Annotated in this window: 28 protein-coding genes and 1 pseudogene; 7 read left to right on the forward strand and 22 right to left on the reverse strand. The window is 70.0% G+C overall.

Going from position 1 to position 26,753, the window contains the following annotated elements:
* Positions 1 to 56: 56 nt before the first annotated feature.
* From WYM_RS09305 to WYM_RS09365, 13 genes and pseudogenes are all read right to left on the reverse strand, one after another.
* Positions 57 to 791, reverse strand: a complete 735-nt coding sequence (locus WYM_RS09305) for a regulatory protein RecX (protein ID WP_019180562.1) — start codon at positions 789 to 791, stop codon at positions 57 to 59.
* Positions 791 to 1,840 (reverse strand): recombinase RecA, encoded by a 1,050-nt coding sequence (recA, locus tag WYM_RS09310; RefSeq protein WP_019180563.1) that lies wholly within the window; start codon positions 1,838 to 1,840, stop codon positions 791 to 793. Before recA ends, WYM_RS09305 begins: the two co-directional genes overlap by 1 nt.
* A gap of 270 nt (positions 1,841 to 2,110) precedes the next feature.
* Positions 2,111 to 2,335, reverse strand: coding sequence for a DUF3046 domain-containing protein (locus WYM_RS09315; RefSeq protein WP_019180564.1), 225 nt, complete (start codon positions 2,333 to 2,335; stop codon positions 2,111 to 2,113).
* Positions 2,336 to 2,374: 39 nt separating this feature from the next.
* Positions 2,375 to 2,683 (reverse strand): helix-turn-helix domain-containing protein, encoded by a 309-nt coding sequence (locus WYM_RS09320; protein ID WP_019180565.1) that lies wholly within the window; start codon positions 2,681 to 2,683, stop codon positions 2,375 to 2,377.
* A gap of 161 nt (positions 2,684 to 2,844) precedes the next feature.
* Positions 2,845 to 3,363 (reverse strand): CinA family protein, encoded by a 519-nt coding sequence (locus WYM_RS19805; protein WP_019180566.1) that lies wholly within the window; start codon positions 3,361 to 3,363, stop codon positions 2,845 to 2,847.
* Positions 3,353 to 3,931 (reverse strand): CDP-diacylglycerol--glycerol-3-phosphate 3-phosphatidyltransferase, encoded by a 579-nt coding sequence (pgsA, locus tag WYM_RS09330; protein WP_019180567.1) that lies wholly within the window; start codon positions 3,929 to 3,931, stop codon positions 3,353 to 3,355. The genes WYM_RS19805 and pgsA overlap by 11 nt, the downstream gene beginning before the upstream one ends.
* Before the next feature lie 40 nt (positions 3,932 to 3,971).
* Positions 3,972 to 6,695 carry an FtsK/SpoIIIE family DNA translocase gene (locus WYM_RS09335; protein WP_019180568.1) on the reverse strand — a complete coding sequence of 908 codons (2,724 nt, stop codon included), beginning with the start codon at positions 6,693 to 6,695 and terminating at the stop codon, positions 3,972 to 3,974.
* 111 nt (positions 6,696 to 6,806) lie between these two features.
* Complete coding sequence (locus WYM_RS09340) at positions 6,807 to 7,301, reverse strand: GNAT family N-acetyltransferase (RefSeq protein ID WP_019180569.1); 495 nt, start codon at positions 7,299 to 7,301, stop codon at positions 6,807 to 6,809.
* A 123-nt stretch (positions 7,302 to 7,424) separates the two neighbouring features.
* Positions 7,425 to 9,101 (reverse strand): ribonuclease J, encoded by a 1,677-nt coding sequence (locus tag WYM_RS09345; protein WP_019180570.1) that lies wholly within the window; start codon positions 9,099 to 9,101, stop codon positions 7,425 to 7,427.
* Positions 9,102 to 9,179: 78 nt separating this feature from the next.
* Positions 9,180 to 10,156: pseudogene (gene dapA / locus WYM_RS19810) on the reverse strand (4-hydroxy-tetrahydrodipicolinate synthase).
* Positions 10,157 to 10,213: 57 nt separating this feature from the next.
* A complete protein-coding gene (locus WYM_RS09355) occupies positions 10,214 to 10,978 on the reverse strand; it encodes an SDR family NAD(P)-dependent oxidoreductase (RefSeq protein WP_019180571.1) in 765 nt (254 codons plus the stop codon).
* 10 nt (positions 10,979 to 10,988) lie between these two features.
* Entirely contained in the window at positions 10,989 to 11,534 is a 546-nt protein-coding gene (locus tag WYM_RS09360; protein ID WP_019180572.1) for a dihydrofolate reductase, read from the reverse strand.
* Entirely contained in the window at positions 11,531 to 12,370 is an 840-nt protein-coding gene (locus tag WYM_RS09365; RefSeq protein WP_019180573.1) for a thymidylate synthase, read from the reverse strand. The genes WYM_RS09360 and WYM_RS09365 overlap by 4 nt, the downstream gene beginning before the upstream one ends.
* 75 nt (positions 12,371 to 12,445) lie before the next feature.
* On the opposite strand from WYM_RS09365, the gene WYM_RS09370 reads away from it, so the two are divergent.
* The 4 genes from WYM_RS09370 (at position 12,446) to WYM_RS09385 (ending at position 14,990) form a co-directional block, all read left to right on the forward strand.
* Positions 12,446 to 12,883 carry a TlpA family protein disulfide reductase gene (locus WYM_RS09370; RefSeq protein WP_019180574.1) on the forward strand — a complete coding sequence of 146 codons (438 nt, stop codon included), beginning with the start codon at positions 12,446 to 12,448 and terminating at the stop codon, positions 12,881 to 12,883.
* Positions 12,876 to 13,526, forward strand: coding sequence for a DUF4395 domain-containing protein (locus tag WYM_RS09375; protein WP_019180575.1), 651 nt, complete (start codon positions 12,876 to 12,878; stop codon positions 13,524 to 13,526). The genes WYM_RS09370 and WYM_RS09375 overlap by 8 nt, the downstream gene beginning before the upstream one ends.
* A gap of 116 nt (positions 13,527 to 13,642) precedes the next feature.
* Positions 13,643 to 14,068 (forward strand): OsmC family protein, encoded by a 426-nt coding sequence (locus WYM_RS09380; RefSeq protein WP_019180576.1) that lies wholly within the window; start codon positions 13,643 to 13,645, stop codon positions 14,066 to 14,068.
* A complete protein-coding gene (locus tag WYM_RS09385; RefSeq protein WP_019180577.1) occupies positions 14,061 to 14,990 on the forward strand; it encodes a TIGR01777 family oxidoreductase in 930 nt (309 codons plus the stop codon). The genes WYM_RS09380 and WYM_RS09385 overlap by 8 nt, the downstream gene beginning before the upstream one ends.
* Before the next feature lie 4 nt (positions 14,991 to 14,994).
* On the opposite strand, the gene WYM_RS09390 is transcribed toward WYM_RS09385, so the two are convergent.
* On the reverse strand, positions 14,995 to 15,444 hold the full coding sequence (locus WYM_RS09390) for a tetratricopeptide repeat protein (RefSeq protein ID WP_019180578.1): 450 nt from the start codon (positions 15,442 to 15,444) through the stop codon (positions 14,995 to 14,997).
* The gene (gene dapB / locus WYM_RS09395; protein ID WP_019180579.1) at positions 15,441 to 16,259 is read right to left on the reverse strand and encodes a 4-hydroxy-tetrahydrodipicolinate reductase; all 819 of its coding nucleotides are present in this window, start codon (positions 16,257 to 16,259) and stop codon (positions 15,441 to 15,443) included. The genes WYM_RS09390 and dapB overlap by 4 nt, the downstream gene beginning before the upstream one ends.
* A 65-nt stretch (positions 16,260 to 16,324) precedes the next feature.
* Here dapB and WYM_RS09400 point away from each other — a divergent pair, with 65 nt between their 5' ends.
* A complete protein-coding gene (locus WYM_RS09400) occupies positions 16,325 to 16,807 on the forward strand; it encodes a GNAT family N-acetyltransferase (RefSeq protein WP_019180580.1) in 483 nt (160 codons plus the stop codon).
* A 22-nt stretch (positions 16,808 to 16,829) separates the two neighbouring features.
* Here the strand turns inward: WYM_RS09400 and WYM_RS09405 are convergent, their stop codons facing one another.
* The 7 genes from WYM_RS09405 to WYM_RS09435 all read right to left on the reverse strand — a co-directional run bounded on the left by WYM_RS09405 (position 16,830) and on the right by WYM_RS09435 (position 26,008).
* Positions 16,830 to 18,149 carry an ABC transporter permease gene (locus WYM_RS09405; RefSeq protein ID WP_019180581.1) on the reverse strand — a complete coding sequence of 440 codons (1,320 nt, stop codon included), beginning with the start codon at positions 18,147 to 18,149 and terminating at the stop codon, positions 16,830 to 16,832.
* Positions 18,146 to 18,835, reverse strand: a complete 690-nt coding sequence (locus tag WYM_RS09410; protein WP_019180582.1) for an ABC transporter ATP-binding protein — start codon at positions 18,833 to 18,835, stop codon at positions 18,146 to 18,148. Before WYM_RS09410 ends, WYM_RS09405 begins: the two co-directional genes overlap by 4 nt.
* Positions 18,832 to 20,487, reverse strand: coding sequence for a hypothetical protein (locus tag WYM_RS09415; protein WP_019180583.1), 1,656 nt, complete (start codon positions 20,485 to 20,487; stop codon positions 18,832 to 18,834). The genes WYM_RS09410 and WYM_RS09415 overlap by 4 nt, the downstream gene beginning before the upstream one ends.
* A 1-nt stretch (position 20,488) precedes the next feature.
* Positions 20,489 to 21,460, reverse strand: coding sequence for a hypothetical protein (locus tag WYM_RS09420; RefSeq protein ID WP_019180584.1), 972 nt, complete (start codon positions 21,458 to 21,460; stop codon positions 20,489 to 20,491).
* A gap of 214 nt (positions 21,461 to 21,674) precedes the next feature.
* Complete coding sequence (locus tag WYM_RS09425; protein ID WP_019180585.1) at positions 21,675 to 22,277, reverse strand: histidine phosphatase family protein; 603 nt, start codon at positions 22,275 to 22,277, stop codon at positions 21,675 to 21,677.
* Between the two features lie 112 nt (positions 22,278 to 22,389).
* Positions 22,390 to 23,430, reverse strand: coding sequence for an aldo/keto reductase (locus WYM_RS09430; RefSeq protein ID WP_019180586.1), 1,041 nt, complete (start codon positions 23,428 to 23,430; stop codon positions 22,390 to 22,392).
* 286 nt (positions 23,431 to 23,716) lie between these two features.
* The gene (locus WYM_RS09435; protein WP_019180587.1) at positions 23,717 to 26,008 is read right to left on the reverse strand and encodes a polyribonucleotide nucleotidyltransferase; all 2,292 of its coding nucleotides are present in this window, start codon (positions 26,006 to 26,008) and stop codon (positions 23,717 to 23,719) included.
* A gap of 308 nt (positions 26,009 to 26,316) precedes the next feature.
* On the opposite strand from WYM_RS09435, the gene WYM_RS09440 reads away from it, so the two are divergent.
* Both WYM_RS09440 and WYM_RS09445 read left to right on the forward strand, forming a co-directional pair.
* Entirely contained in the window at positions 26,317 to 26,499 is a 183-nt protein-coding gene (locus WYM_RS09440) for a DUF5302 domain-containing protein (RefSeq protein ID WP_019180588.1), read from the forward strand.
* A 15-nt stretch (positions 26,500 to 26,514) separates the two neighbouring features.
* On the forward strand, positions 26,515 to 26,700 hold the full coding sequence (locus tag WYM_RS09445) for a hypothetical protein (RefSeq protein ID WP_019180589.1): 186 nt from the start codon (positions 26,515 to 26,517) through the stop codon (positions 26,698 to 26,700).
* The last annotated feature ends 53 nt before the right edge of the window (positions 26,701 to 26,753 follow it).

Here is a 26,753-nt window from a genome sequence, read left to right on the forward strand (position 1 = left end):
AGAATTCGTGTCAACGGGGACTAACGCGAATGTTTTTCGACGAGATCGAGCCTGTGTCAGCGGAACCTCACGCCGGCGCCGCCGGAATCGCCTTCGCCCAGCGCCTGCCGCGCGGCGGTCAGCGCCACCGACCCTGGGTAGCCACGGCGGGCGAGCTGGCCGGTCAAGCGACGCACTGCGACCTCGCGATCGAGATCCCGCAGAGACCGTGCCTTTCCCCGCGCGTATTCCAGCGCCCGCTCCACGTCGTCGTCGGGCAGCGCGGCGAGGGCGGCATCGGCCACATCCCGAGGAATCCCGCGTTTGGCGAGTGTCTGGGCGATCACCTGACGACCCTGACCTTTGCGGTCGACACCGGCGTGGATCAGCTGCTCGGCGAGGGCGGCGTCGTTGAGATAGCCCCGGCCGAGAAAGTCCGTCAGGACCGCGTCGACGGCGTCGTCGTCGAGGTCGCGCTCTGCGACGACGGCGCGGGCCTCCTTCACCGACAGCGACCGCGAGCGGAGCCGCTTGAGGAGGTTCTTCTCCGCGATGTCGCGCTCGATCCCGTCCTGCCCTGCGTCATCGCCGTCCTCGGTGTCGAACGCTCCTCGGGGGCCGTCGTTGCCGCCCTCGACAGGATCGTCGTCCCACGTGGTGTTCCACCGCGCCGCCGGCCGCACTGCCGGAACATCGGCGGTCGCTGGCGCGGCTGCGCGTGACGCCGAGGGTGCGAAGAGGGGGATGACAGGGGCGAGCCCGACGTCCGATGGAACGTCGGACTCGCCACCACTGTCGCTGAAGCGGACCATCACGCGGGGCGGCGTGCCGCCAGCTCGTCCTCGACCGAGGTGTCGCCCTTCGGAACCCCGATGCCGAGCTTCACCTTGATCTTCGACTCGATGTCGGCCGCGACATCCGCGTTCTTCAGCAGGAAGTTGCGCGCGTTCTCCTTGCCCTGGCCGAGCTGCTCGCCGTCGTACGTGTACCACGCGCCCGACTTCTTGACGATGCCGTGCTCCACGCCGAAGTCGATGAGGCTTCCTTCTCGCGAGATGCCGACGCCGTAGAGGATGTCGAACTCGGCCTGCTTGAACGGCGGGGCCATCTTGTTCTTCACGACCTTCACACGCGTGCGGTTTCCCACCGCGTCGGTGCCGTCCTTGAGCGTCTCGATACGGCGGATGTCGAGACGGACCGAGGCGTAGAACTTGAGAGCCTTGCCGCCCGCGGTGGTCTCGGGCGAGCCGAAGAACACGCCGATCTTCTCTCGCAGCTGGTTGATGAAGATCATCGTGGTGTTCGTCTGGTTGAGCCCACCGGTCAGCTTGCGGAGCGCCTGCGACATCAGTCGGGCCTGAAGGCCGACGTGGGAGTCGCCCATCTCTCCCTCGATCTCGGCCTTGGGCACGAGGGCGGCGACGGAGTCGATCACGATGAGGTCGATCGCACCGGAGCGCACCAGCATGTCGGCGATCTCGAGCGCCTGCTCACCCGTGTCGGGCTGTGACACCAGCAGCGCGTCGATGTCGACGCCGAGCTTCTGCGCATAGTCCGGGTCGAGCGCGTGCTCGGCATCGATGAATGCCGCGATACCGCCGGCCCGCTGCGCGTTGGCGATCGCGTGGAGGGTCAGCGTCGTCTTACCCGACGACTCCGGCCCGTAGATCTCGATGATGCGGCCGCGAGGGAGTCCGCCGATGCCGAGGGCGACATCGAGGGCGATCGACCCGGTGGGGACGACTTCGACGGGCGCGCGCTCGTCGCTGCCCAGTCGCATGACCGAGCCCTTCCCGAATTGCCGGTCGATCTGGGCGAGGGCCGATTCGAGGGCCTTCTCGCGGTCAACTGCTGAGGGCATGGCGTGCTCCTTATGCTCGCGTTCCGTCGCCTGTAGGCTGTCGCGCTCCACCCCGGATGGGACGGATGCTGCGACAAGGCGTGAGGTGTCGTTCGACGTGAATCACGTTAGGGAAGGGCTCCGACATCCGTCTTCGCTCCTCTCGGACCGTGGACAGACACGTCCTCGACTCCTGCTGTGGAGGAGCCTACGCGGATCTCGAACACACGTTCGACCCGACACGCCGCGGGGGTGAAGCCACTGGAACGAAGTGGCGAGCGTCTTCGACGTTCAGGAGCGGCGCGGCTCGAGCCGGCCCACGCCGTAACGGCGCTCCTCCGGAACGTCCAGCTCTTCGCAGAGCGCCAGCCAGACGTCCCGAGGCGGAACACCGGCGGCGATCGCCTCCGCCGCCGTGCGACCGCCGGCCTTCGCGAGCACCAGGTCGGTCAGCACGGCGTCGGCGCGACCGCCGAACTCGTCCGCGACCGCGCGGTCGAACTCACTGCGCCGCATGGGTGCCTTTTGCTGCTGCTCTTGATGTCGAGGCGCAGATCAGCGCAGCGACAGTTCGGCGTCGACCGAGGCGACCAGGTCGTCGGGGACGACGTCGGGGAAGGGCTGCATGCCTTCGAGCACGGAGATGCGGTCCCCGACCTCACGCATGATGGTGGAGATGGGAACGTCGAGCGCTTCGGCCACGGAGGCGAGGATCTCGCTCGAGGCCTCTTTCTGGCCGCGCTCCACTTCGCTCAGGTAGCCGAGCGCGACACTGGCGCGACTCGCGACCTGACGGAGGGTGCGACCCTTCTGCTGGCGGAAGTCACGAAGAACTTCGCCGATCTCTTGACGAACCAGGATCATTGTGGCCCCCTCCTCACATGTGATTCAGCCGCCGTCCGGGTGGACAACAGTACCGCACCGGCTGATGCCAATCTAATCCCGCGAACTGGGGAATGGGTGGGAATCGCTGAATGTAACCGAGACGAAACACCGGATGTTCCCCAGTGCTCGAGACCGGCCGATCAGAGCCGCGCGAAGCATGCGCGCAGCGCCTCGCGCACGGTCCGCGACCGGATCTCGGCACGCGTGCCGCCGAAGACGAATCCCGACACGTACTCGCCTTCGGGAGTCGCCACCGCGATGTACACGGTGCCGACGGGCCGGCCGTCCTGCGGGCTGGGACCGGCCACGCCCGTCGTCGCGATGCCGACGTGAGTGCCGAGGGCCCGCCGCGCCCCCTGCGCCATCTGTGCCGCCACCGTCGCGTCCACGGCCCCGACGCGGTCGAGCAGCGCCGTGTCCACGCCGAGTGCGGTGGACTTCAGATCGGTCGCGTACGCGACGATGCCGCCGCGCACCGATGCCGACGCACCCGGGACGTCGACCAGCGTCGCGACGAGCAGACCGCCGGTGAGCGACTCGGCGGTGCCGACGGTCCAGGCGCGTCGACCGAGGGCTTCGAGGACCGCGCGGGCGTCGGCATCCGTCTCCTCATCGGCCCGGGAGGGCGATGGATGCCGCGTCCGCTGGTCAGGCGCCATTCGGGCTCTTCCGGGCCCGCGCACCTCGCGCCTCGCTCACGATGTAGTCGATGCCGCTGGCGATGGTCAGGACCACCGCGATCGCCATGGTCACGCCGTTGACCCACCAGATCCACTCGCCGACGAGCGTCCACAGGGGAAGGAGGGCGAGCGAGAGTGCAACGGCCTGTGCGACGGTCTTGAGCTTGCCCATCCACGCCGCGGCGAGGACGTGGTCGCTCACCACCAGGAAGCGGTAGACGGTGATGCCGATCTCGCGGACGAGGACCACGACGGTCACCCACCAGGGAAGCTCGGCGAGGATCGACAGCCCGATGAATGCGAACCCCGTCAGGACCTTGTCCGCGATGGGATCCAGCAGCTTGCCGAGGTCGGTGACGATGTCGTGCCGTCGGGCGAGATATCCGTCCAGACCGTCCGTGGCGATCGCCACGATGAACAGCACCGCCGCCCACCACCGGACCGCCCCGTCGGCGCCGCCGTCCGCCAGCAGCATCCAGAGGAAGACCGGCGCGCACAGGATGCGCACGATCGTGATCGCGTTCGGGAGCTGCCGCGGAATGGCCATGGATCGACCCTATCGGCGCGCCGATGCCGAACGTGGCCGCTCAGTCGCGACCGGTTAGCCCCCACGCGTCCTCGGAACCGTCCTCGCTCTCGACCACCGGGTAGCCGTCGAACTGCGAGGCGATGGCATCCGTCCCGTATCGGTCGTCTGCTCCGGCCGCATCCGCGGGAGCGGCAGCCGCAGCGGGCGGGTCCTCGCCTCGCAGGCGCGCCAGAACCTCGGGCAGCTGGTCGGGTCGTACCAGCACGTCTCGGGCCTTCGAGCCCTCGGAGGGCCCGACGATCTCGCGCGACTCGAGCAGGTCCATGAGGCGCCCCGCCTTGGCGAAGCCGACCCGCAGCTTGCGCTGCAGCATCGACGTCGAGCCGAACTGGGTCGACACGATCTGCTCGGCGGCAGCCAGCAGCAGCTCGAGGTCGTCGCCGATGTCGGCATCGACCTCTTTCTTCTCCACAGCGGCGGCGACGTCGGAGCGGTAGTCCGGACGGGCTTGGGCGGTGACGTGCTTGACGACCGCTTCGATCTCTTGCTCGCTGACCCACGCACCCTGCACGCGCAGCGCCTTGGATGCTCCCATCGGGAGGAACAGGCCGTCGCCCTGGCCGATCAGGCGGTCGGCGCCGGGCTGATCGAGGATGACGCGGGAGTCGGTCACGCTGGTCACGGCGAAGGCGAGACGCGAGGGGACGTTCGCCTTGATGAGGCCGGTCACGACGTCGACCGACGGTCGCTGCGTCGCCAGCACCAGGTGGATGCCGCTCGCACGGGCGAGCTGCGTGATCCGCACGATCGAGTCCTCGACGTCGCGCGGGGCGACCATCATGAGGTCGGCGAGCTCGTCGACCACCACGAGAAGGTACGGGTAGGGCTTGAGCACGCGCTCGCTGCCGGCGGGAAGGGTGATCTCACCGGCGACCACGGCCTTGTTGAAGTCGTCGATGTGGCGGAAGCCGAACGACGCGAGGTCGTCGTACCTCATGTCCATCTCCTTCACGACCCACTGCAGCGCCTCGGCCGCCTTCTTCGGGTTCGTGATGATGGGGGTGATGAGGTGCGGCACGCCCGCGTAGGACGTCAGCTCGACGCGCTTGGGGTCGATGAGCACCATGCGCACGTCGGCGGGCTTCGCCTTCATCAGCAGGCTCGTGATCATCGAGTTGACGAAGCTCGACTTTCCCGATCCGGTCGAGCCCGCGACCAGGAGGTGGGGCATCTTCGCGAGGTTCGCCACGACGTAGCCGCCGCCGACGTCCTTGCCGACGCCGATCGTCATGGGGTGCGTGGAGTTGGTCGCGTTCGCCGAGCGCAGGACGTCGCCGAGCGTGACGATCTCGCGGTCGGCGTTGGGGATCTCGACGCCGATGGCGCTCTTCCCCGGGATGGGCGCGAGGATGCGCACTTCGTTCGACGCGACGGCGTAGGCGATGTTGTTGGTGAGCGCGGTGATGCGCTCGACCTTCACGCCGGGGCCGAGCGAGATCTCGTACTGGGTCACGGTCGGGCCGCGCGAGAAGCCCGTGACGCGGGCATCGACCGAGAACTGGTCGAGCACGCTCGTGATCGCGCGGACGGTGTCGTCGTTGGCCTGGGAACGGGCGACGTGTGGAGTGCCGGCGGCGAGGGCGTTCACCGACGGGAGGCGGTAGGGAGCTGACGGCGAGTCGATCGCGGTCTGCGAGCCGATCCCGTCCAGTCCGGGGAGCACGCCGTCGTCGACGGGTCCGGTGTCGTCGTGGAGCGAGGTGCGGGACGAGGATGTCGCGGCCTTCGCCGCCTCCAGCACCGCCGGGTCGATGACCTCGGTGAGTGCGTCGGCGCCCGGCGGCTCGGGTGCCACTGGCGGAGTGATCGCCTGCTCGAAGCCGCCCTGTGCCGAGCCCGGCGTGAGCAGGGCCGTGAGGTCCTGCGAGCCGAGCTCGCCGTCGGGGTCCTTCTCGCGGCCGGTCTTGTTGCGGCGCCACCACGGAAGCGATGGATCGCCCTCGTCGTCGTCCTGCCCTGCGGCATCCGGCGTCGACTTCGGCGCCTTCTCGGCGCGGGGCTCGGCGTCGAACATCCAGGCGTACAGGTCGCCCAGGCGCTGCCCGATACGGTTCGGGGGCGTCTTGGTGAGGATCAGGATGCCGAGCACGGCGAGCAGCGACAGCACAATGTATGCGCCGACGTCGGTGAGGAGGATCGCCAGGGGCTCGCCGAGCATCCACCCGAACGTGCCGCCGGCCTCGCTGAGCGCCGGGAGTCCCTCGCTGGGCTGCGGACGCCCGCCCGCGACGTGGCAGAAGCCCGCGACGGTGACGACGATGAGGCCGAAGCCGATGCCCACTCGCCCGTTGTCGTGCACCGACGACGGGTGGCGGAACATCCATCCGGCCAGCAGCAGGAGCAGCACCGGCAGCACGAACGCCTCGCGGCCCAGGAGCGCGCCGACGGAGTAGGCGCTGATCGTCTTCGCGACCTCGTTACCGATGAAGAACCACTCGTTGGCGGCGCCGGCGATGGCCAGCAGGACCAGCAGGAACGGGAACCCGTCGCGGCGCTGCTCCTTCTCGAGCGTCTCGGGGCCGAACGCGCGGAACAGCCCGCCCGTGGCGTGTGCGACGGCGAGCCACGCCCGTGCGGCGACGGGAGGCTTCTCGGTCTCGCCGACATACTGCTTCGGGGCGGGCGCGGGCTTGCGGGCGCGCGAGGACGATGCGTTCGACGCCCCGGACGAGGGGCTCGAGGACGCGCGTGATCCCTTGGTCGGGCTGCTGCTCCTGGCCATTCCCCAACGGTAAGCCGCTCCCCCGACAAATCCGCGAGGGCGCGCGGCGCTTCGACAGGCTCAGCGACCGGCCGGGCGCGCGTCGACAGGCTCAGGGACCGGCGGGGCGGCTCAGCGGAGGCGCTTGACCATCGTGTCGCGGCCGAGGCCGCTCTGCGTCACCGCGAAGCCCTCGCTGCGATACAGCGTCGTCGCGAAGTTGCCGCGCTCGACGCTCAGGCTGATGCGGCCGTAGCCCTGTGCGCCGGCGTGCTCGCACAGGCGCTGCAGCAGCGCTCGTCCGACGCCGTGCGCGCGCCAGATCGGCCGTACCCCGATGATGAGCTCGGGCACGCCGGTGCCGACATACCCGAATCCCGGGTCGCTGCGCGGCAGCATGCGGTACCAGGCCCCTCCGATGGGTTCGCCGTTGCGGTCCTCGGCGACGAAGCCCGCATCGCCGGGTCGCATCCAGCCCGAGACGTAGCGGCTGTGTTCCGTACCGGCCATCACCTCGTGTCGCGGCCGCAGTCCACCCTGGCGCCAGTTCGCCGCCTCGACGACCATGTCGCCGAGGAAGGCACCGTCCGCTTGCACGGCGGCGCGGACTCCGAAGGCGGGCGGCATGCGGTGGAGTCTACGGCCGCCGTGTCACGGCCGGATAAACGGCGTGTGGTGATCTCGCTACGCTTCGATGCTCCGCCCGTGGTGATCTCGCTACGCTTCGATGCTCCGCCCGTGGTGATCTCGCTACGCTTCGATCACGAGCGGCACGATCATCGGGCGACGACGCAGCGACTGGTTCACCCAGCGGCCGATCGTGCGCCGGACGACCTGCGACAGGGCGTGCGAGTCGCGGACCCCCGACTGCGCGGCATCGGTGAGCGCGGCGGCGATCTTCGGCTTGACGGCCTCGAAGACCGCGTCGTCCTCGGCGAAGCCCCGCGCGTGGATCTCGGGGCCGGAGATGATCTTGCCCGTCGAGGCGTCGACCACGACGATCACCGAGATGAAGCCCTCTTCGCCGAGGATCCGGCGGTCCTTGAGATCGGCATCCGTGATCTCGCCGACCGTCGACCCGTCGACGTAGACGAAGCCGAGGTCGAGCTGGCCGACGACGCGTGCATCGCCGCCCTTCAGGTCGATGACGGTGCCGTTCTCGGCGAGGATCGTCCGCTCGGCGGCGATGCCGGTGTCTTGCGCGAGGCGCGCGTTGGCCATCAGGTGCCGGTACTCGCCATGCACCGGCAGCACGTTGCGGGGCTTGAGGATGTTGTAGCAGTACAGCAGCTCGCCGGCCGCCGCGTGCCCCGACACGTGCACCTTGGCGTTGCCCTTATGCACCACGTTGGCGCCCAGCTTGGTGAGCCCGTCGATGACGCGGTAGACGGCGTTCTCGTTGCCCGGGATGAGGCTCGAGGCCAGGATGACGGTGTCTCCGGGGCCGGGCTCGATGGCGTGATCGAGATTCGCCATGCGGCTGAGCACGGCCATCGGCTCGCCCTGCGACCCCGTCGACATGAAGACGATCCGGTCGTCGGGCAGATCCTGCGCCTTCTTGTAGTCGATGAGCACGCCCTCGGGGACGTGCAGATACCCGAGCTCTTCGGCGATGCTCATGTTGCGCAGCATGCTGCGCCCGAGGAGCGCGACTCGACGACCGTGTGCGGCCGCGGCATCCAGCACCTGCTGCACGCGATGCACGTGGCTCGAGAAGCTCGCGACGATGACCCGCCGCGGCGCCTTGCCGATGACCTGATCCAGCACCGGACCGATCGAGCGCTCGAGCGGGGTGAAGCCGGGCACGTCCGCGTTGGTCGAGTCGACGAGGAAGAGGTCCACACCCTCCTCGCCCAAGCGTGAGAACGCGCGAAGGTCGGTCAGGCGGCCGTCCAGCGGCAGCTGGTCCATCTTGAAGTCGCCGGTGGCGAGCACGAGACCCGCGGGCGTGCGGATCGCCACGGCGAGCGCGTCGGGGATCGAGTGGTTGACGGCGACGAACTCGAGCTCGAACGGGCCGAGATTCTCGCGCTGGCCCTCGGCCACCGTGAGGCTGTACGGCTTGATGCGGTGTTCCTTGAGCTTCGCCTCGGTGAGGGCGAGAGTCAGGCCCGACCCGATGATCGGGATGTCGCTCTTGAGCTTCAGCAGGTAGGGCACCGCGCCGATGTGATCTTCGTGACCGTGGGTCAGCACGACGCCGACGATGTCGTCGAGGCGGCTCTTGATCGGCTCGAAGTCGGGCAGGATCAGGTCGACGCCGGGCTGGTGCTCCTCGGGGAACAGCACGCCGCAGTCGACGACGAGCAGCTTGCCGCCGTACTCGAACACCGTCATGTTGCGGCCGACTTCGCCGAGTCCGCCGAGCGGGACGACCCGGAGGGTCCCCGCTTCGAGCTCGGGCGGGTCGTAAGGGGTCGTGGGCATTGTCAGCCTCCTTCGGATGCCGCGGCATCCGTTCGCTCTTTCACGCCGCCGCCCCGATCCGGGTGCCGGCGCGCCTTGTCATCTCGTGGTGCCCGACACCTTCGGCAGCGCTCCGCCGGCGGCGGCGTTGCGGTCGGGCGGAAGTTCGAGAAATCTGCGCCGGGAACGTCGCGCACGAGGGCGAGCTCGTCCTCGATCTTCGCGGCCTCCCACTCCTCCGGGCCGACCAGGGGCAGACGCACCCGGGGGCTGGAGATCCGGCCGAGGCCGTGCAGGATGTACTTCGCCGACACGGTGCCGGGGACGTGGGTCATGACGGCGCGCACGAGCGGCTCGAGCTGCATATGCGCGGCGGTCGCGGCCTGGAGGTCACCCCGGTTGACGGCATCGACGATCACGCGGTACGGCTGCGCCGCCACGTTCGCCGTGACGCCGATCAGCCCGGTGGCCCCGATTGCGAGGTGCGGGAGCACGTTGGCGTCGTCGCCGGAGAAGTACATCAGGTCGGTCTGGTTGAGCACCCGGCTCACCTCGCTGAAGTCGCCCTTGGCGTCTTTGATGGCGAGGATGTTCGGGTGCTTCGCGAGGCGCAGGATCGTCTCGTACCGGATCGGCACGCCGGTGCGACCGGGAATGTCGTACAGGATCACGGGAAGGTCGGTCGCGTCGGCGACGAGCCGGAAGTGCGTGAGGATGCCGGCCTGCGTCGGCTTGTTGTAGTACGGCGTGACGATCATGATGGCGTCGGCGCCGACCTTCTCGCTGGCCTTGTAGAGCTCGATCGCGTGGGCGGTCTCGTTCGACCCGCCGCCCGTGATGATCTTCGCCCGACCGGCGGCGACGTCCTTGCCGACCTCGACGAGCCGGATCTTCTCGGCGTCGGTGAGCGTCGAGGTCTCGCCGGTGGTCCCGGTGACGACGATGCCGTCGGCGCCGGCCGTGATGACGTCGTCGATGTGCTTCTCGACGGCGGGCCAATCGACCTCGCCGTCTGCCGTCATCGGGGTGATGAGGGCGACGAGCACCTGTCCGAAGGGATTGCCCGTGTGCGTCATGCATTCAGGTTATCGGGATGCCGCGGGCTGCGCCGCCCGCCGACGGCCCGCCGGTGCTCAGCGGCCGCTCTCGCCGACGCGGGCGGCCAGCGACGGCGGAGCGATGCGGGCGAGGCCGGCGAGGAGCTTGTAGCGCAGCGAGGGCACCGACACCGCTGCGCCGCGCGCCGCCGCCCGCAGGGACTCGGCGACGACGTCTCGAGCGTTCAGCCACAGCCCGGCGGGCACGCCCTCCTCCCCCGGTGCGAGGCCCATCCGCTCGTGGAACTGCGTGTGGGTGTAGCCGGGACAGACAGCGGTCACAGTGACGCCGCGGGCCGCGTACCGCCCGTTCGCCCAGCGGCTGAAGCTCACCAGCCAGCCCTTGCTCGCGCCGTACGTGGAGCGCGGGATGAAGGCGGCGACCGACGCCACGTTGAGGATGCGGCCGTGGCCGCGGGCGAGCATCGCGCCGAGGGCCGCATGCGTGAGGCGCATCGGCACCTCGACGTGCAGCCGCAGATGGCCGACCTCGTCGTCGATGTCGTTGCGCTCGAAGCTCAGCGGCAGCCCGAATCCGGCGTTGTTGACGAGCACTTCGATCGGGCGCCGGGAGTCGGCGAGTCGTTCTTCCACCTCGGCCAGCCGTCGCGGCTCGAGCAGGTCGGCTGCGAGCACTTCGACCTGGACGCCGTACGCCGACCGCAGGCCCTGCGCGAGGTCGTCCAGTGCGGAGCGGTCGCGCGCCACGAGGACGAGGTCGGCGCCCTCGGCGGCGAGCTGTCGCGCGTACTCGGCTCCGAGTCCGGAGCTCGCGCCGGTGATGAGCGCCGATCTGGCCATGCGGGCCAGCCTAGGACGGACGGGCGAGGGTCAGGAAGCGATATCGGATGCCGGAGCGCGAGGTGTGCCAACCGCTCACCGGATCGGTCGCCACCGGCTGCCATCCCGAGCGGTCCGGGGCGTACGTGTCGCCCGCCACCTCGAGATCGAGCTCGGTGACCTCGAGCAGATCGGCGCGCGCGATCACTTCGCGGAAGAGCTCGCCGCCCCCGATCACCCAGATGCGTTCAGGGGCGCCCGACTGCGCGGTGGCAAGCCCCTCTTCCAGAGATGCGGCGCGCTCGGCGCCGTCCGCGGACCAGTCGGCCCGGCGTGTCACGACAATGTTGCGACGCCCGGGAAGGGGGCGGAACCGGTCGGGGAAGGACTCCCACGTCCGGCGGCCCATCACGACAGGGGCCCCGAGGGTCAGTTCCTTGAAGTGGGCGAGGTCCTCGGGCACGTGCCAGGGCATGCCTCCCTCGGCGCCGATCACTCCACCGGCGGCCTCGGCCCAGATCAGCCCGAGCGGCGCGACGACGCCTGCCGATGAAGCCGTGTGAGCCGCCTGGCTCATACCGCGACCGCGCCGCGGATCGCGGGATGATGCTGGTAGTCCTCGACCACGAAGTCCTCGAAGCGGTAGTCGAAGATCGACGCCGGCCGGCGGGCGAACCGCAGCGACGGGTACGGGTAGGGGTCGCGCGTCAGCTGCTCCCGGACCTGCTCGAGATGGTTGTCGTAGATGTGGCAGTCGCCGCCCGTCCACACGAAGTCGCCCGGCTCGAGTCCCGCTTGCTGGGCGATCATCAGCGTCAGCAGCGCGTACGAGGCGATGTTGAAGGGAACGCCGAGGAACAGGTCGGCGCTGCGCTGGTACAGCTGGCACGACAGCCTGCCGTCGGCGACGTAGAACTGGAACAGCGCATGACACGGCGCAAGAGCCATGTCGGGGATGTCGGCCGGGTTCCAGGCCGACACGATCAGGCGCCGGGAGTCGGGGTTCGAGCGGATCTGGTCGAGCACCTGCGAGATCTGATCGATCTGCTCGCCCGACGCCGTCGGCCAGGAGCGCCACTGCACGCCGTAGACCGGACCCAGCTCGCCGTCGGCGTCGGCCCATTCGTCCCAGATCGTGACGCCGTTCTCCTGCAGCCAGCGCACATTCGACTCGCCGCGCAGGAACCACAGCAGCTCGTAGGCGATCGACTTGAAGTGCACGCGCTTCGTCGTGATCAGGGGGAAGCCCTGCGACAGGTCGAACCGGATCTGACGTCCGAACGCACTCGTCGTGCCGGTGCCGGTGCGGTCGGACTTGTGGGTGCCGTTCTCGAGCACATCGCGCAGGAGGTCCTCGTACGGGGTCGGGATCGGCGTCGTCACGGCTGCCACGATACCCGCGACGGGCGACATCGGGCCGGCATCGCCGCGTTCATATATTCCCGCACATGGACCTTTCCGGCCAGAAAGGGGTTACCCTGATCTGCTGTGACCCTGGTCGGAGCGCTCATCGCCCTCGCTGTGCTTCTCGCAGCGACGATAGCGGTCGGCGTGTTCCTGACCTGGCGCCAGTCGCGGCCGCACCGTCACATCACCCACGAGGTCATCGATCCCCACCGCCTGGGCGCCGACGGGCTCGGCGAGACGGCCACGCTGCTGCAGTTCAGCACCGACATGTGCGCGCGGTGCCCTTCGGTGCACCGCACGCTCTCCGACATCGCCGACGCCCGGGACGGCGTGCGCCATCTGGACGTCGACCTCACCCATCGCCCCGACATCGCCAAGCACTTCCACGTATTGCAGACGCCGACCACGCTGGTCCTCGATCGGGACGGCGTGATCCAGACCCGCTTCGGCGGCACGCCGAGCCGCGAGGTGCTCGAACTCGAGCTGAACCGCCTCACCGGACAGAACGCGATTGTCTGAGCGGACGGGCGGTCCGGACCCGCGCGGCATCGACCCGCGGGGACTCCGCTTCGCGGCAGGCATCACGTCGCTGCTGCTGCTCATCGTCGTGTTCCTGGGCCTGACCGGGCTGTCGACGGCACAGCTGAACATCGGCGACGGCTCCTCGGGCGGCTGGTTCGCCTACCAGCCGTTGTCGGGAGCGATCCACGGCATCGTCGGCGGGACGGCCGTCGATTTCGCCTTCGTCAGTGGTGGCACCGCGTGGCTGATCACTTTCGCCACTCCGGCCCACCGCTTCCTCGACCCGGCGTTCCTGCTCCTTCTCCTGGCCGCCGTGCTGTTCCTGTGGGGCATGGCCTGGCCCCGCACGGCGCCCTGGGGGGTGCTGTATCGCAAGGTCGTCGCTCCCCGCCTCTCGCGCCCGAAAGACCTCGAGGATCCGCGCCCGCCGCGCTTCGCGCAGGGCGTCGGACTCTTCGTCGCGACGTCGGGCCTCGCGCTCCAGCTCGCGGGCGTGCCGTGGGCGCTCACCATCGCGGCCGTCGCGGCCTTCATCGCCGCGTTCCTCAACGCGGCGTTCGGCCTGTGCCTGGGCTGCCGGCTCTACCTGCTGCTGCAGCGGGTGGGCGTCGTCGGTCGCGCTCGCCCCGCCTCGGCCTGACGCAGCTCGCGTGCGATCGCCCCGACGACTGTCAACCCTTCGCATCGCACCACCCCCGCCGTTAGGCTGACCGGCGAGACGCCCGGCACGCGGGCGCGACGACAGGGAGGTCTTCCATGACCGTCACGAGCGAAGCCCGCACCGCCTGGAAGGGCGGCCTTGCCGACGGATCCGGCGAGGTGACGCTCCAATCGTCGAAGCTCGGCACCTTCGACGTCAACTGGAAGGCGCGCAGTGAAGGCTCCACGTCGGTCACGACCCCCGAAGAGCTGATCGCGGCGGCGCACTCGTCGTGCTTCAGCATGGCGCTCTCGCACGCCCTCGCCGAGAACGGGACCCCTCCCGAGTCGATTGACACGACGGCATCCGTCACCTTCAAGCCGGGCACCGGCATCACCGGCAGCCACCTGAACGTCAACGCCGTCGTCCCGGGCCTGGACCCCGAGGACTTCGAGCGCATCGCGCAGGGCGCGAAGACCGGGTGCCCCGTCTCGCAGGCCCTCGCGGGTGTCGAGATCACCCTCGAGGCGACGCTTGCCTGACCCGGGACCGCAGCCGGCGTCGCCGCGGCGGGTCGTCGTCGCGGGTGCGTCCGGCCTCATCGGCGGGGCGCTCGTCGAGAGCCTGCGGTCGGACGGCATCGCCGTGACGACGCTCGTGCGACGGCCCCCGGAGGCACCCGACGAGGTGCAGTGGCTCACCGACGATCGGCCGCTGGACCCCGCCGTCGTCGACGGCGCCACCGCGGTGGTCGGGCTCAACGGCGCGAGCATCGGACGGTTCCCCTGGACGGCGGGCTACAAGAACACGCTGCTGTGGTCGCGGATCACGCCGACCCAGGCGCTCGCGCGTGCCGTGCGCGAGCTCGGAACGGATGCCCCGGCCCTGGTCTCGGCGTCGGCCGTCGGCTATTACGGCTCTGCCCCCGGCCGTCGTCTCACCGAGGACTCCGAGCGCGGCGAGACGTTCCTGGCCGACCTGTGCGGAGAGTGGGAGGCCGCCGCCCGTGCTGCCGGCGACCATGCGCGCGTCGCGATGCTGCGGACGGCGCCCATCGTCCATCCCGACGGCGTGCTCCGCCCCTTGATGATGCTGACCAAGCTCGGCGTGAGCGGTCCGATCGGGCGTGGCACGCAGGTGTGGCCGTGGATCTCGCTCGAGGACGAGATCCGCGCCATCCGTCACGTCATCGACGAAGGGCTCGCCGGGCCGGTGAATCTGACCGGCCCGACGCGCGCGACCGCGAACGACCTCGGCTTCGCGCTGGCGATGCGGATGAACCGACCGTTCCTCGTGCGTGCCCCGGAGTGGGGCATGAAGCTCGTGCTCGGACGAGACGCCACGGAGGCCATACTGACCTCCGACATGCACGTCGTCCCCGAGGTGCTGGTGCGCAGCGGCTTCCGGTTCTCGCACGAGACCGTCGAGCAGGCCGTCGCGGCCGCGGTCCCGCCCGCGGCCTGAGCGATCAGCGCCGGCGCTGGGCGGTCTCGAGCCGGATCGCGGTGCGCACGGCCTCGCGCGCGCGCCGCCGATCCCCCGCAGCGTCGTAGGCGAGACCGAGGCGGTACCACCCGCGCCAGTCATCGGGATCGGCCTCCACCGCCGCGCGGTAGGCCGGGAACAGCGCGTCGCCGTCCTCGCGCACGATACGTCCGCTCGGTCGAAGCGCCACTTCGTCGTCGGGGGTCGTCCCCTCTGCCTCGAGGCGGCGACCGAGCTGCTGTGCCCGCACGCCGAACAGCAGCTCGCGGACCAGCGCCCAGGCCGCGAGGATCGGGAGCACGATGAGACCGATGCCCATCGCGATGCCCACCGGGTCCTCGCTCAGCAGCAGGAGCCACGCGCGCTGACCGACCAGCACGATGTACAGCGCCAGCAGCACCGCCATGACGGCGACGCCGATGCGTGCGCTCATGCGCCGGTGGTGCGGGCGACCTGGCCGGGCACGCCGCCCTCGTCGAGCGGACGCCCGTTCGGGGACGGTCGCGACGCACGGCCGATGCCGATGTCGATCAGGCTGTCCAGTCCGACGACGACACCCGCGGCGTCGCGCGCCGCGGCAAGCGCGAGACGGATGCCGGGCGCATAGGCCAGCGCGGGCTCGACGGTGTCGTGAACGAGGGTGAGCGACTCCCCTGCGCCCGAGAGGATCGTCTCCTGGCGGGCCACGACGCCGGGACGGCGCAGCGAATGAATCGGGACGCTCGCGACCTGCTGGCCGCGCGCCCGCTGATCGACATGGGGCGACTCGACCGGCCCGACTCCCTCGCGGGCGGCGGCGATGAGCTCCGCGGTCCGTACGGCCGTGCCGCTCGGCGAGTCGATCTTGGTCTCGCGGTGCGCCTCGACGATCTCGATCGACGGGAAGAAGGGCGCCGCCGCAGCGGCCAGCGCGGAGCCCAGCACCGACCCCAGCGAGAAGTTGGGGATGAAGACGGCACCGGTTCCCGCCGCGTCGACGAGAGGACGGATGAGCGCGATGCGCTCCGCAGACCATCCTGAGGTGCCCACCAGCACGTTGATGCCGCGCTCGATCGCGGCGCGGACGACGTCGATCGAGACAGCAGGGGTCGACGCATCCACCACGAGATCGGCGCCCTCGAGCTCGGAGAGCTCGGAGCGCGATGACAGTGCGGCGACGATCTCGAATCCCGGCTCGGCATCCACCACGTCGCGGATGACCCCGCCGAGCTTGCCGGTGCCGCCCACGATGGCCACGCGCGTCGTCATGGCCTCCATCCTAGGCGGGGCCGGCGCGGCGGCCTCCGCCGTCGACCTCGGCCTACGCTGGAGGAGTGGTGACTCTGCGCTCCTCGGCCGTCGATGCGGGCGACGCCCATGACCTCCTCGCCGAATACTTCCGCGATCGCACCGACGGCTTCGCCGAGCTCGACGTGGCGTACACGACGACGTTCCCCGATCCGGCCGCCTTCGAGCCTCCGGCCGGGGTCTTCGTCGTGCTCGACGACGATGACGGCGCGCCGGCCGGCTGCGGCGGCATCCGTCGCCTCGCCGCCGGACCTCACGGCACGCGGTATGAGATCAAGCACCTGTATCTGCGCCCCCGTACCCGTGGCCGAGGATGGGGCCGTCTGCTGATGGACGAGCTCGAAGCCCGTGCTCGCGGCTTCGGCGCCTGCGAGCTGGTGCTCGACACCCACGATTCCCTCGCCGCCGCGGCGGCGCTCTACGCGCGCACCGGGTTCGCCCTGATCGACCCGTACAACGACAACCCCAATGCCTCACGCTGGTACGGCAAGGTGCTCGCTTCGTCGTGACCCCGCCTGCGCCGGCGTCGCCTCAGCTGGAGCGCAGGGCGCTCACCGGCTCGATTCCGGCGGCACGACGCGCGGGCAGTCCACCGGCGATCAGGCCCACAACTGCGCCCAGCAGCGCACCGCCGACGGCGACGAGCGGGTCGACGATCGGCGTCCACTGCTGGGTGAGCGCGACGACGACGACCGCGATGACGCCGAGCGACGCGCCGATCAGCCCGCCGAGCAGCCCGATCACGACGGACTCCACGACGAACTGTCCCGCGATCTGGCGACCGGTCGCTCCGAGCGCTCGGCGCAGCCCGATCTCAGGGGTCCTCTCCATCACGGTGAGCATCGTCACGTTCGCGATGCCGAGACCTCCCGCGAGGAGCACGATCGCCCCGAGGATGAGGAACACGATGTTGACGTCGGCCTGCACGCTGTCGCCGAGCTCGGAGCGATTCGACGGCGCGGAGACGTCGAAGGAGTCGGGCTCCTCGGGATCGAGCGCGATCGCGGACTGCTCGGCGACCTGCGGGCCCGCTCCCGGCATGATGCGGATGAGAAGCTCCTGCGCGGCGCCCAGCGAGACGTCGTTGCGGGCGCTCGACATCGGTATGATCACCGCGTCCCGCAGATCCGAGCGGCGCTCCGCCTCGTCGAAGATGCCGATGACGGCATATGCCAGTTCGGCGATGAAGATCGACGGTTGACTGTCGACGCGATTGATGCCGAGCTGCTCGGCGGCGACGGAGCCGAGCACGGCGACCCGGTCGGCGCGCGCCTCGTGGCCGGAGTCGAACATGCGGCCCGTGGAGAGGCGTCCGCCGGCGACCTCCAGCAGGTCCGGCGTGGCGCCGATCAGGGCGGGCGCCGCCACGGACGGCGCGGACGGGTCATTGACGGGCACCGCGGTGATCGTCTCGGTCTCGAGCTCGACCTCGCCGATCAAGGCTGCGGACTCGACACCCACGAGACGTGCAACGCGCTCGGCGGCATCCCACGGAAGCCGCGAGGTCGCCACGCTCGAGCCCGAGCCGGTCTGGGCTGAGGCCGGCTCGACCACCACCTGCGTGGCGGCGACGGCGTCGAACTGCCGAGCGATCTGACCGGCGGCGGTCTGTGAGAATCCCAGGGTCGCCACGAGCGCTCCGATACCCAGCACGGTTCCGAGGATCGTCATCACCAGTCGGGCGGGGCGGGTTCCGATGTCGGCGGTCGCCTCGGCGAGGAGATCACCGAATGTGAATCGGTCGGCACGCGGAACCTTGGGGGTGAGCGCCGAGGTGACGGGGTCCTCAGGCTGCGACGCGCGGGCCCCGGCGGCCTCGGCATCCGTCGTCGTATCGATCGTCACGCTCACCGGACCTCCTCGAGACGACCGTCGGAGATGCGGATGCTGCGGCCTGCACGCGCCGCCACGTTCGGGTCGTGCGTGATCACGACCAGAGTCAGACCGTCGGCGTTGAGCTCATCGAAGAGGTCGAGCACCCCGCCCGTGGTGTCGCCGTCGAGATTGCCGGTGGGCTCGTCCGCGAGCACCAGGCTCGGGTGGCTCACGACAGCACGCGCGACCGCGACCCGCTGCCGCTCGCCACCGGACAGCGTGCCGGGAAGGAAGTCGACCCGGTGGCTCAGTCCCACGCGGTCGAGCACCTCGCGGGCGCGCGGCTCGCGCTCGGCGCGGGGTACGCCGCTGTAGAGCATCGGCATCAGGACGTTGTCGAGCACCGTGCGCCTGGCCATCAGGTGGAACGACTGGAAGACGAATCCGATGCGACGCGCGCGCACCGCGGCGCGCTCGTCCTCGGAGAGCGCGCCGGTCAGGTGCCCCTCGACGCGGTACTCCCCCACGCTCGGGCGGTCCAGAAGGCCCAGGATGTTGAGCATGGTCGACTTGCCCGAGCCGCTCGGCCCGACGATCGACACGTACTCGCCGGCCTCGACGCGCAGCGACGCCCCCTTCAGCGCCTGCACCTCGGGCGGGCCCGGAAAGGATCGCGTGACGTCGCGAAGCTCCAGCAGCGGCATCTCGGAGAGCAGGCTCATCGCCCGACCACGACGAGGTCCCCGGCCTCGAGATCCGCCGTATCCACCGGCCGGATCTCGACAGAGCCCTCAGCGGCCAATCCGGTCTCCACGTCGACGAGGCGCGTCTCGGCGCTGGCGCCGTCGCGCGGATCGCCGTCCACGACCTCGACGCGGCTCTCGCCGCCGGGGCCGGCCGTCACGGCCGCCAGCGGCACGAAGAGCACGTCTCCCGCGGTCGCACCCACGGGAATCGACACGCGCACATTGGCACCCTGCAGCTGCTGGATCTGCTCGGGCGTCATCGGATCGGGAGCGAAGCCGATCGTCCAGCGCCCGTCGGAGCCGTCGGCGGGCGCGAGCTCGGCGATCACCGCACGGTGCGCCGAGCCGTCAGGCAGCTCGAAGCTCGCCTCGCCGCCGACCTGCAGCAGCGTGGCGTCCGCTTCCGCGGCGGAGCCGGTCAGCTCGAGAGTCGCTCCCGAGACGGTCATCGCCGCACCCTGCAGGAGCGTGCCGCGCGCCGCGGTGACGACATCGACGCGCCGCGGCAGAGCGCCCAGGTAGAGCACCTCGCCGGCGGGCAGGAAGGGCATCGCCTCTTCGCGGGCCCGTGCCAGCGCATCCTGCGCCTGCGAGAGCTGAGCGCGCGCCCCGTCGACCGCGGCGCGCGGCCCGCGGGTGTCTGGCGGTGCCGCGATCTCGTCGCGACGGAGCTTCGCCAGCGCGAGAGCATCCTCCATGTCGGCGATGGCCAAGGGGTCGACCGGATCGGCGGCGCGGGCGGCGTCGAGCTGACGCTGGGCGCTCGCGATCTGGTTGTCCGCCTCGCGCAGGTCGACCGCCGACGCCCCGGCGCCGGCGCGGCCGAGCTCCTCCGTGGCGGCCGCAAGCGACTGCTGCGCGGCGGTGACGCCTTCGGAGGCGGCACGCACCCCCTCGGCGCTGCCTTCGGCGGCTTCCGGCGCGGCATACCCCGACCGCTCGTAGAGCGCGCTGACGGCCGCGGCGGCCGCGCCGTCGAAGACGTCGGAGGCCGGATCGCCCGCATCGATGCCGACCGCGGCCATCGCCTGCTTGAACTGCACGACGTCCGGTCCCGACATCCCGAACCGGATCGTGCGATAGGCGGGCAGCTCGCCGGGCAGGACGATGACCGGCCGGCCGGCGACCTCGAGCGCGATCGACAGCGGCCCCAGTTCGGTGCCCGCCTCGGGCACGCGCCCGGTGACGATCGCGGGGCCCGAGAGCGAGGACGTGTCGAGGGTGACCTCGACCGCGTCGGCGTAGCCGACCTCACCGCGGATCGTGACATCGTTGCTCAGCTCGCCCAGCTCCACCGGCACAGTGATGAGACCGGGCTCGGGCGGATCCGCGCGCGCAGCCGCCTCGGCAGGCGACACGACGAATCGGCCGACCAGGAGCCCCGCCACCAGGCTGACCACGGCGATGGCCGCCACGGTCCACAGCGCGCGGTTGTTCCGGAACACCCGTCCCCAGCGTGACGCCCGGCTCGCGCGCGCCTCGGCGCCGGCGACGACGTCGGCGGCGTCGGTCGTCTCGGCAGGCTCGGGGCTCAACAGCTCTGAGAAAGTCTCGCGCTGGATCGAGGCATCCGTCGCCGCGGTCTCGTCGGCAGTGGGCAGGTCAGACGGGTCGCGAGGTTCTGCCACGTCAGCGTCCCTGCTCCGCCGCCGCCTTGAGCGCGTCGAGGTCGGCCTTGTGCGCCGCGATGAACTCCTCCTCGAGCTCGTACTGGATCTCGGCGTAGGCGGCGCGGTACCCGGTCTCCTCGCGGCACTCGAGGTCGGCGAGGGCGACCTCGATCTCCTTCTCGCCGAACTCGGCGAGCTCGGGGTCGTCCTCGACCCACTCGGTCTGGTTCTCGTAGTACTCGTTGAGCTCGTCACTGAGGGTCGTCTGCGCGTCCATCTGCGCGTCGTACCCGGCGTGCCCGGCGTCGGCCATGCAGGCGCTCCACTCGGCGTCGATCTCGTCGAAGACCTCGGATTCGTGCGTCTCGGTCCAGAACTCCTCCATCGCCGTCATCAGCGGCTTGAACTCATCCGCCATCGCCGGGTTCGACTGCTCGACCTCGTGCTGCGCGTAGCCGTAGCAGCCCGCCTGCTCCCAGTCGTACTCGTAGGAGCCGTCCTCGTTCATCTGGTCTTCGGGAACCGGCGGGCCGTGGAGCACCTCGTAGTACGCCTGCTGCTCCGACTCCGACAGGCTCGTGACATAGTCCTGATTGGGATCGACCGGCATGTCGTCGGTGGGCATCGGCTCGTCCCGGCCGGGGTAGTTGACCATCCCGTAGCCGTACTGCGCCACCCACTCGCGGTCCTCGGGCTTCCACTCCTCGCCGTCCGACATGAACGTCGTGCCGTCCTGCACGACGGGGATGTACTCGAAGCCCTCTTGGGTCATGCACTCCGCGACGAGCTCCTCGCGCTGCTCCTGCTCCTTGGCGAAGCGCTCCTCCTGCTCCTCCGGCGACAGATCGCCGCCCCATACGGCCATCATGTACTTGTTCAGCGGCGAGTCCTCGGGGTCGGGCGCTGCCGAGCCGCCGGGGGCAGAGCATGCGGCCAGAGAGCCGACGAGACCGGCGACGACGAAGAGGGCGAGGGGGGCGGTTCTGCGCATGGCGGACTCCGTAGCGGGGAGGGTCGGAACGGGGAGGGTCGAGCGACGGCACGTCACCATGCCGAATCGCCACGTTACGGACCCGCTCGGACGACGGCATCATCCCGTGGGATGATTTCGGGTCCGTCCGCAGCCGAGGTCACTGAGATCTGTCCGCCATCGGGTCGCCGGTGACTTCCTCTGCCGATCCGTCGGCGAACCGTTGCGAATCGCGCTAGACGGGGTAGATCTCTGGCAGCCCGGTGCGCAGCTCGACCGGCAGATGCGCCATGTCGTTGTGAGAGAGCAGCGTCCACGGACGCCCCTGCTTCTGCGCGATCACGGTCAATCCGCAGTGGGCCTGGTTCAGCGTCATCCACCGCCAGTCGGGCGCCTGCAGCACCTCCCGGACGAACCACGCGATCACGAAGTTGTGGGTGATGAGCAGCTCGTGCACCTCGCCGCTCTTGCGCACGAGGTACTCGCTCATGGCGTCCGACATCTGCGCGCTGCCGGCCTCCACCTCAGCCTCGGTGACGGCGCCGAAGAACGGCTCGAAGGCAGACGGAGTCTCGGCGGTCATGCCGGTGGGGACGCAGTCGAAGAGCAGGGCCGTCGGCTCGGGGGTCACCGACGGCATCCGCTCGGCGACGGCACGGGCCGTCTGGCTCGCCCGTTCGAGGGGCGAATGCCACACCGCGTCGAAAGGAACGCCCGAGAGCCGATCGGCCAGCAGCGCCGCCTGACGGCGACCGCGGGGCGAGAGGGGTCCGTCGACAAGACCGTGCTCGGCATCCTGGTGTTCGCCGTGCCGCACGAGGTAGATGTAGTGCGTCACGCAGCTCACTCCGTCGGGGTCGCGCGCCCCGACGGGGCACCTCTTCCACCCTATGGCACGCTCGGATGCCGCTTCCCGGCCGACGTGGCCGATCTGCGGAAACCGGCGGCGCTCACTCGGAGGCGCGGGCGATGTCCGACAGCTGCGCGCGGCTCAGCCGCACGCCCACGCCCTGGACCAGCTCTTCGATGTGCGCGGGCGCGTAGGCGTTCACGATGGGCGCCGTGACGAGCTTCTGCGCAAGCAGCCACGCGACGGCGACAGCGGCGTCGGGCACGCCGAGCTCGCTGCCGACCGCGTCGAGGGCGCGCAGGGTTCTGCTGCCCCGGCGATTGAGGTTGGCGGCCAGCTGGGCGCCTCGAACCGAGAGCGCGCCTCGGATCCGCGTGCGCTGCCGGCCGGCGAGGAATCCGTGCTCCAGCGCGTGGGATGGCGTCACGGCCATCCCCTGCGCGCCCGCGACGAGGCGCAGATCGGCATCGAACTCGTGGCGACGCAGCACGTTGAACGGGACGTCGAGCACCGTGATGCGGGGGTATCCCGCCGACGCCAGGATGCGGGCCTCGACCAGTTGGGCGGCCGTGTATCCCATCGCGCCGACGGCGCGGACCTTGCCCGTCTCGACGAGCCACTCGGCGGTCGCGAGGGTGTCCTCGACCGCGGTCGTCGAATCGGTGCCCGCGTCGAGATAGACCACGTCGATCCGGTCTGTGCGCAGCCGTGTCAGCGATGCCTCCACCGCGCGGATCAGGTTGACGGGGCCGAGTCCCGGGTTGTCGGCGTGACCGCCCACGCGCACCGCGAGGACGATGTCGTCTCGCAGGCCCCGCGAGTGCAGCCACTGGCCGATGATGTGCTCGCTGCGCCCGCTCGAGAAGCTGTCGGAGGTGTGGACCGTGTTGCCGCCCAGTTCGGCGTACGCGTCGAGGATCGCGTGGCTCGATTCGAGATCGACGTTCCACCCGAACTCGGCACCACCGAGGATCAGCGGGAAGACCGACGCCCCGCTCTCGCCGAGCGGCACGCGCACGTTGCTGCCGACGGACGGCCCCTGCACCGGGATCGGGGCGGACGGGTGGGCCGCGCCGGTCGGGGGGCGGACGACATCCTGGCTCGTCGAGGGGAGCGTCGAGTCAACGCCGAAGTAAGCCATGTGCCACCCCCTCACGACGCCCCGGCGGGGACTCGACGTGATTTCTTCACCCGCACCCCCCGGCGCGTACTTCGAGGGTAGGGCAGTCCGGACAGGTCGCTGCGCGCCCCGGCGAACTGACGATAAACATTGCATAACGGTTTGATCACGAAGTCAGCCGCTCTCGGGCCGCTGTCCCCCGTTCGGACCACGGGCTGGGCCTCGGTCGCGCAGACGACGGATGCCCGCCCCGCTCGGTGACGAGGGGACGGGCATCCGGACAAGCGGTTCAGACCGCGAGGCTGTCTCAGGCTTCGGCCGGGACCTCCGCGGCGGGGCTGGCCGCGCCGCGGCCCTCCTCGTCGGCGGTCTCTTCCACGACCGGCTCGAGCGAGAGCTTGCCCCGGTCGTCGATCTTGGTGATCTTCACGAGCAGCTTCTGCCCGACCGAGAGCACGTCCTCGACGTTCTCGACGCGCTTGCCGCCGGCGAGCTTGCGGACCTCGCTCACGTGGAGCAGTCCGTCCTTGCCCGGGAGCAGCGAGATGAACGCGCCGAAGGTCGCGATCTTCACCACGGTGCCGAGGAACTGCTCGCCGACCTCCGGGTTGGTGGGGTTGGCGATCGCGTTGACCTGGGCACGGGCGGCCTCGGCCGACGGGCCGTCGGTCGCGCCGATGTAGACGGTGCCGTCCTCCTCGATGGAGATCTGCGCGCCGGTCTCGTCCTGGATCGCGTTGATCGTCTTGCCCTTGGGGCCGATGAGCTCGCCGATCTTGTCGACCGGGATCTGCACGCTGATCACGCGCGGAGCCGTGGGCGCCATCTCGTCGGGGCTGTCGATCGCGGCGTTGAGCACGCCCAGGATCGTCAGGCGCGCCTCGTGGGCCTGCTGCAGCGCGGCGGTCAGCACCGACGACGGGATGCCGTCGAGCTTGGTGTCGAGCTGGATCGCGGTGACGAACTCGCTCGTGCCGGCGACCTTGAAGTCCATGTCGCCGAGGGCGTCCTCGGCGCCGAGGATGTCGGTCAGCGCGGCGTAGCGCGTCTGACCGTCGACCTGGTCGGACACCAGACCCATCGCGATGCCGGCGACCGGGGCGCGCAGCGGCACACCGGCGTTCAGCAGCGACAGGGTCGACGCACACACCGAGCCCATCGACGTCGAGCCGTTGGAGCCGAGTGCCTCGGAGACCTGACGGATCGCGTAGGGGAACTCCTCGCGGCTGGGCAGCACCGGCACGAGCGCGCGCTCGGCCAGGAAGCCGTGCCCGATCTCGCGACGCTTGGGGCTGCCCACGCGACCGGTCTCACCGGTCGAGTACGGCGGGAAGTTGTAGTGGTGCATGTAGCGCTTGCTCGTGACCGGCGACAGCGAGTCGATCTGCTGCTCCATCTTGAGCATGTTGAGCGTCGTGACCCCGAGGATCTGCGTCTCGCCGCGCTGGAAGATGGCCGAGCCGTGGACACGCGGGATGACCTGCACCTCGGCGTCCAGCGGACGGATGTCGGCCAGCCCGCGGCCGTCCATGCGGACGCCCTCCGAGAGGATGCGACCACGGACGATCACCTTGGTGACCGACTTGTACGCTGCGGAGAACTCGAGCGTCGCGACGGCCGGCAGCTCGCCGGCCTCGACGGCGGCGATGAGCTCGGCCCTGACGGCGTCCTTCAGCTCGTCGTCGGCGTTGTTGCGCTCCTGCTTGTCGGCGATCTGGTAGATCGGGACGAGCTTGTCGTACGCCCGGCCGGCGACGAAGTCGTACGTCTCCTGGCTGTAGGGCAGGAAGACCGGGAATTCCTTGATCTCCTTGGCAGCGGTGTTCGCGACGGTGTTCTGCGCGGCGACGAGCTGCTTGATGAAGGGCTTCGAGGCCTCGAGGCCCTCGGCCACGACCTGCTCGTTCGGCTTGGTCGCGCCGCCCTTGATGAGGTTCCACGAGTGCTCGGTGGCCTCGGCCTCGACCATCATGATCGCGACATCCTCGTTGCCGTCGGCGTCGGTGATGACGCGGCCCGCGACGATGAGGTCGAAAACGGCCTCCTGGAGCTGGGTGACGGTCGGGAACGCGATCCACTGGTCGGCGTTGTCGCCGTGACCCGGGATGAGCGCCAGGCGCACGCCCGCGATCGGGCCGGAGAACGGCAGACCCGAGATCTGCGTCGACAGCGAGGCGGCGTTGATCGCCAGCGCGTCGTAGAACTCGCCGGGGGCGATCGAGAGGACGGTCACGACGATCTGCACCTCGTTGCGGAGGCCGTCGACGAATGACGGACGCAGGGGGCGGTCGATGAGACGGCAGACGAGGATCGCCTCGGTCGAGGGGCGGCCCTCACGACGGAAGAACGAGCCGGGGATCTTGCCGGCGGCGTAGGAGCGCTCCTCCACGTCGACGGTGAGCGGGAAGAAGTCGAAGCCTTCACGCGGGTGCTTGCCGGCGCTGGTGGCCGAGAGGAGCATCGTCTCCTCGTCGAGGTACGCGGCGACGGCACCCTGTGCCTGCTGCGCGAGGCGCCCGGTCTCGAACCGGACGGTGCGGGTGCCGAAGCGTCCGTTGTCGAGGACGGCTTCGGCTGCGGTGATTTCAGGACCTTCCAAGAGGTCTCTCCTTCTTTGTTTAGGCTCGCACGCGCGTTTCGCGCACGAGCTTGTGCGAAGGAGCAGGAACAGGCAGATCTCGGCGCGCGGCATGTCCGCGGATTCGCCAGCGCTGGTCACCAGTCGAAGATCACCCGCCGCATCCGCGTCGGGGAACCCACCACAGGGGACCAGCTAGCTGCCGGCCTGCTCCGTAGCTCATGTGTAGTTGAGCAGCTGCCCAGAGGGCAACCCGACACAGCCTATCAGCGGCGCAGCGATTCCCGGCATTGCTGGCGGGCGCCGGATGCCGCGCCTAGGGTTGGCACATGAGCACCGACGACAAGCCGGCGAGCGCGGCATCCGATGATCTGAAGCGCAAGTTCAAGGAGGCGCTCGACAAGAAGAACGCGCAGCACCGGGACGGCGAAGCGCACCTGGACGGCGATTCTTCCATCCACGGCACGCACGGCGCGGTCACCAAGCGTGAGTTCCGGCGCAAGAGCGGCTGACGAAGAGGAGGCGCCATGAGCGACTTCCGGGAGCGGAACCCCGACGACGAGCGCGATGTGCCGCTCGACGACGAAGCCGAGTTCGAGTCGCCACCTCCCACGCTCGACCCGATGGAGGCTGTCGAGGACGACGTCGACGAACTCGACGACCGAGAGCGCGATGCGGCGATCGAAGCGGGCGAGATCGACCCGACCGCCTGAGCGGAAGGCCTGGTCGCCGCGGACGGGTGATGCGGCCCGGCGCTGCGGCACCC

This window comes from Microbacterium yannicii PS01 (assembly GCF_000304335.1).
Taxonomy (GTDB): domain Bacteria; phylum Actinomycetota; class Actinomycetes; order Actinomycetales; family Microbacteriaceae; genus Microbacterium; species Microbacterium yannicii_A.